The following is a 14,356-nucleotide window of genomic DNA, read 5'->3' as shown; positions in this document are numbered from 1 at the left end:
GCCTAGGGCAGGTAGTAAATGCCGTTCAGCTCACACCACTGGGCAAGTTTGGCTTCTATTTGCTCATCGATTTGTTTTGCTGTGCAGGTGCCACGGGCATAGTCAGGGTGAATTTCACGGCGGGCTTGCCGTCGTTGGTGGGGACTCGGAATTGATTGGGTTTCATACCATCGCCTCATCCATTGCGGAATCTGGGGATCCTGAAAGAATTTACGGTAAAGCCAAAGGCGATATTCACGACCAAGGCAGCGAGAAATCGTGGGCTGGCTGACAAAGAGTTCGCGAGCAATTTCTGCTTGGGTACGGCGACGCTCACACCAATCCCTGACCCACGTGGGCGTCTGCGGATCATTGAGAAACTCCACCATGCACTCCACTCCTTGGCCATTGGCACTTGGCAGGGTGCGAGCATCGGGGTAGTTGTCAATCCACTCTTGGTTGCTGTCGGTGGAGCAAATGTTCAGAGAGCGGGTGGACTGGACATAGCGTCCGAGAATTCGTCGTACCTGTTGATGAGTCTCCCGCGTGTATTCAATCGTCCAGCCCAAGAGTTGGGCAATTTGCTGGCGCAAACGAGCCGTTGAAGCGCGGATGCGGGGATCGGTAATCTCCGTTTGCACAATCGTAATCAACTGACAGCAAGCTTGGGGATCAATTTCCCGCTTTATCTCAGGCGGAGCCGCTCGATAGCGATCCTGAAAAACTTGGAGAGCGCGGTTGTCATAAAAGAGCAGTTCATCCGCCTCCCGTTTGAGGAGTTTGCGTTTTTCATCTGCGAGTTTGTTGCTGATAACTGTGCGCACCCATGCTTCAAAGGTGGGACGACCATGGCCGGTGGCTCCAAAGGGTTTGAGGGGATCAAAGGATTTCATCGCTTCCCAGAGCCAGCCCGTGAGGTTATTTTGGCACTGTTCCGGATCAGGACTAGCCAAACACACGCTACGGAGCAAATCGCGGTACTCGTTGCGAAATTGGGGTGCAAGGAGAACGGTTGCTCCCAGTTCTTGGCGCAGGCACTGAATAAAAAAGGCAAGGAAACACTCGGCCTCGGTCAGTGCGGGGGTGGGATTGCGGTTGGCTAGCGCTGGACGACTAAAGGCAAGCACCAGTTGCTTGAGGGGCTGGTTGTACTGAGCACGATTCAGGCGATCGTACTCATCTTGAATGACGGTGGCAGGAATTTGCAGTAGCCGCTGTACCGTTTTTTGCACCGCCTGCTGTTGAAGTTGATCGCGGCTCAGGTTTTCTAGGCAGCGGGGAAAGAGACGAAAATAGGCTTCCACTAGGCGTTGGAGATAGCCGCCGCGTTGACTAAGCTGGGCATCAATGTTGCGCTCGAGGATGGCTCGCAGGGCTTGAGAGAGGGGCTTCATCACAGCGGCCGATCGCTCCCCAGCCAAATAACGAGACCGAGCCGCCTGCAATAACTGCGGCAGTTGTTCCACCTCAAGATCAGGACTGCGGGTCAAGAGACTCATCCGAAATCGGCAACATGAAAATAGTTACTGAACATAGTAGCGGTTTTTGCCGAGACCCTTGGGGGAATCCTAAGAATACCTTAAGACCGCTCTTCCTCATGGGATAAGGGAGTTTTCACCGCCTCAGGAATCATGGTGCCGAGGTGTGAGGGTAAGCGGGCGATCGCCTGCTGCACAAAGGAACGAATAAATTCATCACGGCGATTGAGTTGAAACTGCCGTTGCACCACTTCACCGATACCACCATCCCCCCAGTCTTGGTTGTGGCGAAAGTACTCAATAAAACTTTTGCCGGCAATGCGAGTGAGGTAGGCGGCTGTAATCCCTTGGACTGCTTTGCCAACCACCAGCCCCCCGACACTCAACTGTAGAGCCGTCCCCACCAGATTCATGGCACCTTTGACTATGCCGAGACTGACCAAGGTTTTGCCCAAAGAAAGGGCTAATTCGCGGGCGCGATCGCGATTCAGGTCACAGCCATAGACCTTGCCAATTTCCATCACCATTTGCGCATTCACAGCGGCGGCAGCCAGCAGATCTACTCCGGGAATCGGCGTGACACAGACCACACCCGCACTGATCCACTGGTAGCGCTCCACCACCTTATCCGCTTGGCGGCGGCGTTGCTGATCAATGATTTTGCGCGCCTGCTCTCCTAAGCGCTGCGACTGTAAGAGGATATTGTCTGCCACCAAGTCATCTCCTTCCTCGCGGAGAATCGCACTCATCCGCCGAATCAGCGGCCAAATATGGGGTTCGGGTTCTAGCCACTCGCCGGTTTCTAAACGAATGGGTTGAGGACGGGCGGCAATGCCCACCACATCTTGGGGCGGAATCAATCCTTTAACTCGCTGCCGTAAATGGCGCAAAAGGGCGAGTTGATCGGCCTCGGAGCGCAGGTCAATTTTATTGAGGACTAGGAGCGATCGCTTACCCATTTCCACCAAGTTGACCAAGGGGGTATATTCCGACTGGCGCAGGTCATCATCAAGAACAAAAAGGAGTAAGTCTGCTTCTGCGGCGAGTTGTCGAGCCAGTTGCTCGCGGTAGGTTCCCGCAACACCCGCTTCTAAGATACCGGGGGTATCGGTAATGAGAATTTCTTGATCTGTATGGGGTAGCCAAAAGCGATAGGTTTGCCCCACCTCCGTAGTGCCCATCGTTGGTGCCACTTCCCCCACCATCTCCCCAATGAGGGCATTAACGAGAGAGGTTTTACCCGCTGAACCGGTGCCAAAGACAACAATGCGCAATTCTTGGCGGTAAAAATCCTCCTCTAGCTCCCGTGCCCGTGCCAACAGCGCCTGCCGTGCCACCTCATCTTCAATTTGACTCAGTTGCTGCCGTAGGGCTTTGAGGTTTTCAGCGGCGGCCTCTGTTTTATCGAGGGGGGCTTGGGACACAGCGGTGGCGGGCTTGTGGTTGCCCTTGCGTTCAAGTAAATACAGGTAACGAAAGAAGGTATAGAGCAGTCCCCCCAATAGACCAATGAAAATCAGCACCAAGAGATTGGCCAAAAAGGGCGCCGTAAAAGCCACCTGCACATAGAGCCAAGTGAGTGCCGATATTAACCAGAGGATGAGCACCAGAATGGCGCTGAATCCCAATAGTGGCCAAAACCAACGCTTAGGGGTCATGGCAGGTATTTCATCAGACGCTGTAAGAAGGGCAATTTCAGCGATCGGCCCCGCCATAGGCGCACCATTAGCCCCAAGTTCACCAGAAAGTAAGCGGATCCCCAGAGACTATTGAGGAACAGCAACAGGCCATGATGCAGGGACTGGGCTTCACTCACACTGGCAGCCCCATTCAGCAGACCATAGCCCAACAGCCAAATGAGACCAATGAGAACAGCAAGGCGACTCACTTGTCGGGTCTGGCGATCGCTCCCCCGGCGGCTCAACTGCCACAGCGCCGGAATCATGCCAAAAATGGGCAGCAAATAGACAAAGAACCACAATCGCTGCAATGTCGGGTTGGTAAAAGCGTCCCGATCCACGGGGTCGAGCGGTTCCATCAAATACTCCGCAGGGGCATGAGCACCGTCGTCAGGGCTTCTTGATTCCTAATATATCGCTGATTGATTAAGAGACAGCCCCGTGCCGAAGTGCTGGATCTTGGGCGATAAATGATCAGCCACATTGCTAAACTGAAGATTGGCCTGTTTGCGGCCATGCCCGCGATCGCCAGTGTTGCATTGTCACTAGGGAATGTGCATTTATGTCAGTGATTCAGGAGCTACACCGTCAACTCGTTCGCAAAGAACGCTCCGCCACTGAAATTACCCAAGCCTATCTAGACCGTATTGCTCAAGTCGAACCAACACTCCATAGCTTTTTGACGGTGACGGGCGATCGCGCCCTTGCTCAAGCTGCTGAGGTGGATCAACGTCTTGCGGCCGGTGAAGAGATTGGTTTACTCACAGGGATTCCCTTGGCCATCAAGGATAACCTTTGCACCTACGGCGTGCGCACCACTTGTGCTTCTAAGATGCTGGAGCACTTTGTTCCCCCCTATGAATCCACCGTGACCCAAAAATTGCAGGCCGCTGGCGCGATTATGGTGGGCAAAACCAATCTCGATGAATTTGCCATGGGCAGCTCCACTGAAAATTCTGCCTTTGGTTTCACCACCAATCCTTGGAATCCAGAGCGCGTCTCTGGGGGGTCTTCTGGGGGGTCTGCTGCCGCCGTTGCTGCCGGGGAATGTGCTGCTGCCCTTGGTTCCGATACGGGCGGTTCCATTCGTCAACCCGCTGCCTTTTGTGGGGTCGTCGGCCTTAAGCCCACCTATGGTTTAGTCTCGCGCTATGGCCTTGTTGCCTATGCGTCGTCATTAGATCAAATTGGACCTTTGGCACCCACGGTTACCGATGCTGCAATTCTTTTGGGGGCGATCGCGGGGCATGATCCCAAGGATGCCACCAGTCTCAGCGTCTCAATTCCCGACTACACCGAAGCCCTCAAACCCGATCTCAAAGGAAGGCGCATTGGCGTGATTCAAGAAACCGTGGGTGAAGGGTTGCAACCAGAAGTGAAATCTGCCCTTGAGGCCGCCCTAAAAACCCTAGAGGAATTAGGGGCAACGATTGTTGAACTCTCCTGTCCCCGCTTTGCCTACGGCCTGCCCACCTACTACATCATTGCTCCTTCGGAAGCATCGGCGAACCTAGCCCGCTATGATGGCGTGAACTTTGGTTTTCGCGCTGGAGGAGCCAGCGATCTCCTTGAAATGTACATGAAAACTCGTGCCCAAGGCTTTGGGGCTGAGGTGAAGCGGCGGATCATGATTGGCACCTACGCCCTTTCCGCTGGCTACTATGATGCTTACTACCTACGGGCACAAAAGGTACGCACCCTGATCAAAGAAGACTTTGCCCAAGCCTTTGAACAGGTGGATGTTTTGGTTTGTCCCACAGCTCCCACCACTGCCTTCAAAGCTGGGGAGAAAACCGCCGACCCCCTGAGTATGTACCTGTCAGACCTGATGACCATTCCCGTCAACCTTGCCGGGCTACCGGGCTTGAGCCTCCCCTGTGGCTTTGATCAGGAAGGGCTGCCCATTGGTCTGCAATTGATTGGCAACGTCCTAGGAGAAGAGACCCTATTTCACGTTGCCTATGCCTATGAACAGGCAACCCCTTGGCACCAGCAGCAGCCGCAACTTTAGGCTTTAACCAAAGCGGCCACTGACATAATCCATCGTGGCTTGCTCTTTGGGGTTATTGAAGACGACGCTAGTGTAATCATACTCAACGAGGTAGCCCACTCGGTTGCCCCGTTCTGTGGCCTCGGCATTAAAGAAGGCGGTGCGATCGCTCACCCGAGTCGCCTGCTGCATATTGTGGGTCACGATCACAATTGTGTAATTTTGCTTTAATTCATGGATCAATTCTTCCACCTTGAGGGTAGAAATCGGGTCAAGGGCAGAGCAGGGTTCATCCATGAGGATGACATCGGGCTTGGTGGCGATCGTCCGCGCAATACAGAGCCGTTGTTGCTGACCCCCCGATAGAGACAGGCCACTTTCTTTGAGCTTGTCCTTTACTTCATCCCAAAGCGCCGCTTGCCGCAGCGACGTTTCCACAAGCTCGTCTAAGTCTCCCTTGTACTTATTGACCCGTGCCCCAAACACGACATTGTCATAAATAGACTTGGGAAAGGGATTGGGTTTTTGGAACACCATGCCAATGCGCCGCCGCACCTCCACGGGATCCACCTTTGGGGCGTAGAGATCTTTACCGTGGTAGGTAATTTTGCCCTCGACTCGGGCACCCGGCACCAGATCATTCATGCGGTTAAAACAGCGCAGCAGCGTGCTCTTACCACAACCCGATGGGCCAATGAGAGCCGTCACTTCATTGGCATAGATGTCCATCGTCACATCCCGTACTGCCCGAAATGAGCCATAAAAAATCGAGGCATTCTGGACTTGGAGAACCACTTTGGGAGTGGGTTTAGGGTGAGTCGTCATAGAACAGTTACCTTTTAAGTCTTTAGTAGCGTTTCTTACGAGTGACTAAGCGGGAGCCAATACTCACGATCAAAATGATGCTCAGCAACACCAACGCGCCTGCCCATGCCAGTTCCTGCTGGGGTTTGTAGGGAATGATGGCAAAGAAATAAACCTGCACTGAAAGCGTAGAAATGGGGCGAAACAGATCCGTTGACCAGAAATTATTATTCAGAGCCGTAAAGAGTAGAGGTGCCGCCTCGCCACCTGCCCGTGCCACCGCTAGAGTTACCGCAGTAGCGATAGAGGGCAACGCCGCAGGAAGCACGACTCGACTGACAGTTTCAAAACGAGTCGCCCCCAACCCCAATGCCGCCAGACGAACCTCTTCAGGAACCAAGACTAGCCCCTCCTCTGTGGTTCGCATCACGATGGGCAGCATGACAACTGCAAGGGCAACCCCACCTGCAAAGGCACTAAAGGTGCCCATGGTCATTACCACAATCGTATAGGAAAACAAACCCGCAATAATAGCGGGCACCCCACTGAGAACGTTTGCCGAAAACCGCACCCAATAGGCGATTTTACTCCCCCGCCCAAATTCGGACAGCCACACAGCGCCCAAAACACCAATGGGAACACTAATGACGACGGCCACTGCTAAGACAATCAACGTGCCCACAATGGCATTGCCAAGACCCCCACCACTCAAGCCGGGCGGCGGCGGCAGCTTTGTAAACAAGTTCAAGTTAATCAGAGGTAGCCCCTGAGAGGCCACATTAATGATAATGGCGGCGAGGGGAATAATAGCGATCGCCGCAAACAGCCCCGTTAGGCCTGTCATGAAAAAGCCAAAGAGGGTACGTGCCGTCAAAACTAGATCGAGTTGAATATTCTCCGAGCCTGAAGAATGGGGTTGACTGCTCTCTGTCATGGTGGAACCTATCGCTCAACGTTTTGAAACTTCTTAATAATCATTTCTGCCAAGATATTGACGATCAGTGTCAAAATCATCAAGATTAAACCCGCGTAGAGCAGAGCGGCCACCTGATCGCGCCCGGCCTCACCAAACTGAGAAGCAATCAGGGAAGCGATCGTCGAGCCAGGTTGAAGGATAGAAATGTTGATACGGTTAGCATTCCCAACCAGCATGGCTGCGGCCATCGTTTCTCCCATCGCCCGGCCGAGGGCAAGCATAATCGAACCCACAATTCCTGAAAATCCAGCGGGAATCAGCACCCGTAAAATGGTCTCCCAACGGGTGGCGCCTAGAGCCATCGCCCCTTGACGCAGGTGAGGGGGTAGGGAAACTAACGTGCCCCGCGAGATTGAGGTAATCAGGGGCAAGATCATAAAGGCTAGAACGAGGCCTAGTGTCAGCAGACTATTGCCCCGCGGCTCCGTCCCAAAGAGCGGAATCCAGCCGAGGTATTGACGCAGAAAAGCGTAAAATGGCCGCAGAAAGGGAATCAGGACAAAAATACCCCACAGGCCAATAACGACGCTGGGAATGGCCGCCAACAACTCAATGGCAAAGGTAATGGGGGTGCTAACGTAAGTCGGCAGGAAGTCCTCACTTAGAAAAACAGCAATGCCTAGCCCGAGGGGAACAGCGACTACTAGGCCAATAATGGCGCTGACAAGGGTGCCATAGATCTGTGGTAGAATGCCATAAATATTTCGCACCGGATCCCAAGTGGTGCTCGCCAGAAAGTCTAGGCCAAATCTGCTAATAGCGGGGAGTGCTGTAATGCCGATTTGAATAATGATCCACGCCAAGACAACCGCAAGAGCGAGGGCAAAGATCATTGTTGTGTAGTAAAAGGCTTGGTCAAGGTAATAACGTAGATTTTTTCGCGCCTCAATGGCAGCTACATCAGGAGCTTCAGGTGAGTTATCTGAGACAGACATGGTCTTGTGTTGGGGAAGTTAGGATTTCTTAATGCTAAAGATTGGTTTCTTCTTATCCTAGGGGATGAATTTCAACGATGACTAGAGGGGGCATGTTGACCCCCTCCCCTTGGATTAGGCAGTTTTCACTTTCTCCAAGGTTGCTTTAACCCGCTCGACGATGTCGGGAGGCATCGGCACATAGTCCAGTTTTTCAGTAATGGACTTGCCATCGGTTAGTGCCCAAGTCAAGGCACCTTTCAGCGCTTGCCATTTTTTAGCATCAGCATACTCAGGGTACACCATAATCCAAGTCAAACCGGCAATTGGGAAGGCTTCCGGATTTTTGGGGTCAGGCACCAACAAACCAAAGTCCTCAGGAATCGTGGCTCCTTCAAAGGCTTTGGAGGCTGCCTCTGGAGAAGGGTAAATAAATTTGCCGGCCTTATTTTCTACAAGTGCCCGCGAGAGGTTGTTGAGCTTGGCGTAAGCATACTCCACGTAGCCGATGGTGCCTTCATTTTGCTGAATCTGAGCAGCCACCCCTTCATTTCCTTGACCACCAACACCGACAGGCCAATTCACAGAGGTTCCGACACCCGCCGGCCAGCCAGGACAGACAGTATTGATGTGGTTCGTAAAGATAAATGTGGTACCACTGCCGTCAGAGCGGTGAGCAAAGGTGATCGCCTTGTCTGGCAGAGTTTTCCCGGGGTTGGCAGCCACGAGTTTCGCATCATTCCAGCGGGTAATTTTGCCCGTAACAATGCCACAGTAGACTTCACGGGGTAGCTTCAGTTCATCCACACCGGGTAGGTTGTAGGCAAAGACAACGGCACCACCAGTCATGGGAACCTGAATAGGATTCGCCTTGTATTTCTCCTGAAAGGATTTCAGGCGATCGCCTTTCATCGGCGCATCGGAAGCACCAAAATCCACCGTGCCATTGATATACTGCTCTAGGCCAGCCCCACTACCAACGGATTGATAACTGATTTGAACCTTGGGATCAACGTTTTGGGCGTAGGTTTTGAACCAGTTTTGGTAGAGAGGTGCTGGAAATGTTGCTCCTGCACCATTAATGCTAATGACCTCGCCAGTTGGTGCACCGCCATTTCCTTGAGGACCGCAAGCAACAACGATGCCAGCGGTAATAATAGCGGAGAGGATCATAAGAATTCGAGATTTTCTGAGTTTGAAGATCATAAGCGCGATCGCCAGTAAGAACAATGAACAAATGCATTGACGCATCAGTACCTACAGCCCCTCTCGTGAGGATTGAGACTACTCAAAACAGTTAGAACTACTGTGCACTGACAGCAGGCACGAGGATTTCATCCCCGTTCATGTACTCCATCAGAAGTGTTGAAAGATAGTTTAAGAGGCTAGAAAAAAGGGAAGAAATGTCGTATTCTTCCCTCAAAAGAAGAAAAATTAATCAGCTTACTATGGCATCTTTTTCAGTTCTTGTCAAGTCTATTCTCAAGCAGCTCAGCCCTTGCGACTACCCCGTCCTCAACTCTCAATTGTTCTTCAAAATCTGGTTGACCTACATTCTCGACCAAGGATTAACCAGCATGAGAGCCTTATTTTATCGCTTGAATCATTCGGGGATTACAGTGGATATGTCCACGTTTTCCAAGGCGAACAAAACTCGAACAACCACCTTATTTGAGAGGATTTACACTCATCTCATGTCTCAAGCTCGCAAGAGACATCGTTGTTCAAGTCTGATGCTGTTTCCTATTGATTCAACCGTCATTACCCTGACGAGTAAGCTCTTTTGGTTCTACAAATACCATCAAGTGAAGTTAATTACAGGATTTGATTTAACAGAGAACATCCTGGGTAAGGCAGTAGTCTCTTTTGGGGAGAGACATGACCTAAGCTTTCAAGACGAGATTTTAGAAATGATCCCTGAGAATGCCGTTGCCATCATGGATAGAGGGTTTGCGAGTTGGAGATTTTTAGAGCGGCTGAGTGAGAGGAAGTGTTTATTTGTTGTGCGTATCAAGAATAACATGAGAATGAAGCTCAATCATGAGAGATACCGAGTGGTTCAATTTTTTGATGAGCATGGAACAGAGTTTCGTATTGCGACGAATCTAATGCATCTAAGTGATGAGGAAGTGAGTGAGCTGTATCGGCATCGGTGGGGGATTGAGAACTTATGGAAGTTTCTAAAGATGCATTTATCATTAGACAAGCTGATTACGAAGAGTTTGAATGGGGTGATAAATCAGATTTATATGGTTTTGATTGGGTACTTAATTTTAGAGCTAATGGAGATACCTGAATACTTTGGCAGGAAGCTATTAGACAAATTGCGATATTTGCAACTGGAACTGAGTCGCCGCTGCTCGATAGTGCATTGGAGCTTTGATTGGCAGCCAGAGCTACTTGTCACTTAGGATGTTAAGTTTTGTTGCAGAATTCAACACTTCTGGTACTCCATAGTTTTTAGAACAAGGGCTGCATGACAGCTTGCTCGATAGCAACGACAAATCTATCGCAACTCAAAAACAAGCTAGGGAGATAATACCGGAACGATGTAAAGGTTAGGTTAAGAACGACTCTATCTGTTAATTAAGTTTTTTTATTGTTTTGCAGCGCCTATCGCTCCGAACCAAAGCTTGGGTAGGATAGTCTAAGCTTAATTTGTTGTCAAGTGTAGTGAGGAATACTTTCAAGGAAGCAATTTATAAAAATTTTCTTAATCTCTAGGCCACCCAGACCAAAAGCAGCCTAAAATTAGCTCTAGGGTTAGTTTTCTGATGTATTCTCAGCAATACTTTCCTTGGGGAGAAGAGCTAACAAAGTTCTTTAAGATAATATTTGATTAATTCTCAACTTTTTGAATTGAAGCTACTAAATTTAATTTAGAGGGATTTATATCATCAACTCATCTTTGAAGCATTTTTGAAGCATGAATAGAGCGTTTTTTCATTGTTTTTAGTGATTTTTTTAGTGGAAAAATAGTTGAATCTACTAATTTTCTAATTGATACAATACCTGTCATTTTTAGAGTGAGGCTTGAGTTATGAAGTTTCAGGAATTGAGGCGCGGAGTTTTACCCCTTGTGGCCATCACCCTTGTGGGCTGTGCAACAGAGGCCGCCTCCAATGATCCAATGCTGAGGGTGATTCGGGTGGATGGCTCGAGCACGGTTTATCCGATTTCCAAGGCGATCGCGGAAGGGTTTAAGACCACGCCCAATGGTCAAGAGGCCGATATTGCTGTTGCCTTTTCAGGGACATCTGCTGGTTTTCGAGCCTTTTGTAGCGGCAAAACGGATATTAGTGACGCCTCCCGCCCAATCCTCATTACCGAAATGAATGAGTGCATTGCCAATGGTGTCCCCTTTATTGAGTTGCCCATTGCCTTTGATGCGCTGACGATCGCCGTCCATCCCCAAAATACTTGGCTGAAGGAAATTTCTGTCGCTGAGCTGAAAAAACTTTGGGAAAAAGCGGCGGAGAAAAAACTCACTCGCTGGAACCAATTACGCCCCGACTTTCCGAATGCACCCATTGTGCTCTGGGGACCGGGTCAAGATTCAGGTACCTTTGATTATTTCAACGAGGCCATTCTTGGCAATCAGCGCGGCTCTCGCACTGACTACAAAGCTAGTGAAGACGATAACGAAATCGTAGCGGGTATTGCTGGGGATGTGAATGCCCTTGGCTATCTTCCCTATGCTTACTACATGGCCAATCAGAATCGTGTGCGGGCTGTGCCGGTCAGTGATGACCGAGGCGCCATTCTGCCTTCAGTGGAAACGGTGCAAAACAGTACCTATCAGCCCCTCTCGCGCCCTCTCTTCCTCTATGTCAATGCCAAATATGCCCAAGACAAGCCCCTGCTGCGGCAATTTGTGGAGTATTACATCCAGCAGGCACCGACAGTGGTTCCCAAGGTCGGCTATGTCCCCCTTACGCCCGAAGGCTATCGCTTGGCAGGCATTCAGTTTATTCGTCTAGAGGTGGGGACTGCCTTCAAGGGAGTGCCTGAACCCAATGTGACAATTGAAGAGGTGCTGCGGCGTCAGGTGATCTTCCAAGAAGCCCATGCCAATAATCCAACCCCCTAGAATAGGGGCATGGAAATTATTGAAAAATCTCAGCAGCGACTGATTTTGCGCAGTCGCCCTTGGGGAGTGTGGCTGGCAGGTCTGATATTCTGCGTCGGTGCTGCTGTACCGATTTGGTTTGCAGTCCGCTATGAGCTGGTGTGCCGCCATGAGGTTCGCGTTATTGATAGTCGCTGTCGCTGGGTGCGATCTGGGGCAACGGGGGTACAGATCACCCACATTCCCCTGAATCGGCTCCAAGTGGGCATTATCGAGCAGTGGCGCTCTAGTCGCGGACGACGCTACCGTGTCTATCAGGTGCATCTACAAACCACCGGGGGTTCCATTGCCTTTGGTGAATTTACCCGCGATCGCCAGAGTCGGGAAGCCGTTGCTGAACGCATCCGTCGCTTTTTGCAGCAACCGCAACATCCCCCTTTGACATTAGTGGAAGACAACCACTGGTGGGGATTTTTGATCTTAGCTGTTGGCTGGAGCCTAGGCTTACCCCTGATCTTTATCGGTGCCAAGGTGCTGGTGCTGGTTTTTGATAAAAGTGCAGGCGTGGTATCGCTGCAATATAGTAGTCTTCTCAGAACAGAAAAGAAAACCTTCCCTTGGCATGACCTCAAGGATGTCGTCGTACAGCTCTCCCGTGGTAAGAAGGGCAGATTATCAGCTCGTTTGGCTCTGGAATTGCAGAATGGTTGGGTGATTCCCCTGCGGTTCTATTACAGCAGTGATGTCAGGGGCACTCAGGCACTGCAAGCCACGATTCGAGCGTTTCGTGTCGTTCGTGATCAAACGTAACGGGTGCGGCGAAACGGGCATAAATTAGCTAGGCTAGAAGCAAGAAATTTCCCTCAGCAGGGATAGAAATTTTATCTGAGAACAGTAAATTAGAATTTGTTAGCGGTTGTTGACGCAAGCGATCGCTAGCCCTGAATTTCCGAAAAATTTATCCCTTTGCTGTGGGCGATTTCTGTTAGAAAGGCTACAATCAATGAGGTTTTAGTTAAAATTAGTCAAAAGATTCCTGCACAGTCTCAACCGCTCCCTACTGCCTGCTCCCTGACCCCGTGGGTCACACAGGAAATTTTTCAAGATGATCCAGCGGCAGAGCTCCTGAGGATGTGGAATCTAGAGTCTATTCCCCCGTCCAACCGCTTTCCTTAGCTGCATTCCATGATTGAAATGTGGCTGACGATTCTAGCGTCACCGAAGGCAACGGTTGCCGACAACACACTGACAATACACTTTTAGGGAGATTTTACGAGGACAACGGCATGACCCAAGCGAATGTACTTGACGTTTACGACCCCGCAACAGCCCCCCTTGAAGATGAGGTGGCTCTACTCAGTGACTATGGCCTTGATGCGGTAGAGATCGAGGAAGAGGAGAGCGAGGACTTTGAGGAGGTCAGCGATGATCTTGACGGCAAGCCCACAAAAGGTCGTGCCAGCCGACGACGGACACAGGTCAAGAAAAAACATTACACTGAGGACTCAATTCGCCTCTATTTGCAAGAAATTGGCCGCATTCGCCTGTTGCGTGCCGACGAGGAAATTGAACTCGCTCGTAAAATTGCCGATCTCCTAGAAATGGAGCGAGTGCGCGATCGCCTGTGCGAACAACTGGGCTGTACCCCTGAGGAACTAGAGCGCAATCCCGAACCTTGGGCCAAAGAACTGGGGATGACGGTGCAGGCATTTCGCCATCGTCTCTTTGTCGGTCGCAAAGCCAAGGAAAAAATGGTGCAGTCGAACCTGCGACTGGTAGTGTCGATCGCCAAAAAATACATGAACCGGGGGCTATCTTTTCAGGACTTGATTCAAGAGGGCAGCCTAGGGCTAATCCGCGCTGCCGAGAAATTTGACCACGAAAAGGGCTATAAATTTTCCACCTACGCTACATGGTGGATTCGCCAAGCGATTACCCGCGCTATTGCCGATCAATCCCGCACCATCCGTCTGCCCGTGCACCTGTACGAAACCATTTCGCGGATTAAGAAAACCACCAAGCTCCTCTCACAGGAAATGGGGCGCAAACCCACCGAAGAGGAAATTGCCGATCGCATGGAAATGACGATTGAAAAACTGCGCTTCATTGCCAAATCGGCACAACTCCCCATCTCCCTAGAAACCCCCATCGGTAAAGAAGAGGATTCCCGTCTTGGAGACTTCATTGAATCCGACGGTGAAACCCCTGAAGATCAAGTGTCGAAGCACCTGCTGCGCGAAGATTTAGAAACGGTATTGTGCACCCTTAGCCCCCGCGAGCGAGATGTGTTAAAACTGCGGTATGGCTTGGACGATGGTCGCATGAAAACGTTGGAGGAAATTGGTCAACTCTTTAACGTCACCCGTGAGCGCATTCGCCAAATTGAGGCCAAGGCCCTGCGGAAACTGCGCCATCCCAACCGCAACAGTGTCCTCAAAGAATACATTCGTTAAGGAGTCGAGTCATT

12 protein-coding genes are annotated in these 14,356 nt (G+C 50.8%); 5 read left to right on the top strand and 7 right to left on the bottom strand.

Annotation, left to right across the window (positions count from 1 at the left end):
- Positions 1-2: 2 nt before the first annotated feature.
- The 3 genes from NBE99_RS00130 to NBE99_RS00120 form a co-directional block, all read right to left on the bottom strand.
- The gene (locus tag NBE99_RS00130) at positions 3-1,478 is read right to left on the bottom strand and encodes a hypothetical protein (RefSeq protein ID WP_250682514.1); all 1,476 of its coding nucleotides are present in this window, start codon (positions 1,476-1,478) and stop codon (positions 3-5) included.
- Positions 1,479-1,558: 80 nt separating this feature from the next.
- Positions 1,559-3,115: a DUF697 domain-containing protein gene (locus NBE99_RS00125; protein ID WP_250682513.1), complete on the bottom strand. Its 1,557-nt coding sequence runs from the start codon at positions 3,113-3,115 to the stop codon at positions 1,559-1,561.
- The gene (locus NBE99_RS00120; RefSeq protein ID WP_250682512.1) at positions 3,112-3,495 is read right to left on the bottom strand and encodes a hypothetical protein; all 384 of its coding nucleotides are present in this window, start codon (positions 3,493-3,495) and stop codon (positions 3,112-3,114) included. Before NBE99_RS00120 ends, NBE99_RS00125 begins: the two co-directional genes overlap by 4 nt.
- Positions 3,496-3,698: 203 nt before the next feature.
- Here NBE99_RS00120 and gatA point away from each other — a divergent pair, with 203 nt between their 5' ends.
- Positions 3,699-5,147, top strand: coding sequence for an Asp-tRNA(Asn)/Glu-tRNA(Gln) amidotransferase subunit GatA (gatA, locus tag NBE99_RS00115; protein WP_250682511.1), 1,449 nt, complete (start codon positions 3,699-3,701; stop codon positions 5,145-5,147).
- A gap of 3 nt (positions 5,148-5,150) precedes the next feature.
- On the opposite strand, the gene pstB is transcribed toward gatA, so the two are convergent.
- The 4 genes from pstB to pstS form a co-directional block, all read right to left on the bottom strand.
- Positions 5,151-5,951 carry a phosphate ABC transporter ATP-binding protein PstB gene (gene pstB, locus NBE99_RS00110; RefSeq protein WP_250682510.1) on the bottom strand — a complete coding sequence of 267 codons (801 nt, stop codon included), beginning with the start codon at positions 5,949-5,951 and terminating at the stop codon, positions 5,151-5,153.
- A 22-nt stretch (positions 5,952-5,973) separates the two neighbouring features.
- Positions 5,974-6,864 (bottom strand): phosphate ABC transporter permease PstA, encoded by an 891-nt coding sequence (pstA, locus tag NBE99_RS00105; protein WP_250682509.1) that lies wholly within the window; start codon positions 6,862-6,864, stop codon positions 5,974-5,976.
- Between the two features lie 8 nt (positions 6,865-6,872).
- Complete coding sequence (gene pstC / locus NBE99_RS00100; protein WP_250682508.1) at positions 6,873-7,841, bottom strand: phosphate ABC transporter permease subunit PstC; 969 nt, start codon at positions 7,839-7,841, stop codon at positions 6,873-6,875.
- A 114-nt stretch (positions 7,842-7,955) separates the two neighbouring features.
- Positions 7,956-8,993, bottom strand: coding sequence for a phosphate ABC transporter substrate-binding protein PstS (gene pstS, locus NBE99_RS00095; RefSeq protein ID WP_250682507.1), 1,038 nt, complete (start codon positions 8,991-8,993; stop codon positions 7,956-7,958).
- Positions 8,994-9,268: 275 nt separating this feature from the next.
- Here pstS and NBE99_RS00090 point away from each other — a divergent pair, with 275 nt between their 5' ends.
- The 4 genes from NBE99_RS00090 (at position 9,269) to rpoD (ending at position 14,342) form a co-directional block, all read left to right on the top strand.
- The gene (locus NBE99_RS00090; protein WP_399371026.1) at positions 9,269-10,231 is read left to right on the top strand and encodes a transposase; all 963 of its coding nucleotides are present in this window, start codon (positions 9,269-9,271) and stop codon (positions 10,229-10,231) included.
- 629 nt (positions 10,232-10,860) lie between these two features.
- Positions 10,861-11,910, top strand: a complete 1,050-nt coding sequence (locus tag NBE99_RS00085) for a PstS family phosphate ABC transporter substrate-binding protein (RefSeq protein WP_250682506.1) — start codon at positions 10,861-10,863, stop codon at positions 11,908-11,910.
- 9 nt (positions 11,911-11,919) lie between these two features.
- The gene (locus tag NBE99_RS00080) at positions 11,920-12,699 is read left to right on the top strand and encodes a hypothetical protein (protein ID WP_250682505.1); all 780 of its coding nucleotides are present in this window, start codon (positions 11,920-11,922) and stop codon (positions 12,697-12,699) included.
- Positions 12,700-13,175: 476 nt separating this feature from the next.
- On the top strand, positions 13,176-14,342 hold the full coding sequence (rpoD, locus tag NBE99_RS00075; RefSeq protein WP_250682504.1) for an RNA polymerase sigma factor RpoD: 1,167 nt from the start codon (positions 13,176-13,178) through the stop codon (positions 14,340-14,342).
- Positions 14,343-14,356 lie beyond the last annotated feature (14 nt).

It is taken from the genome of Thermosynechococcus sp. HN-54 (assembly GCF_023650955.1).
Lineage (GTDB): Bacteria > Cyanobacteriota > Cyanobacteriia > Thermosynechococcales > Thermosynechococcaceae > Thermosynechococcus.
This window is presented reverse-complemented; position numbering and strand designations above follow the sequence as displayed.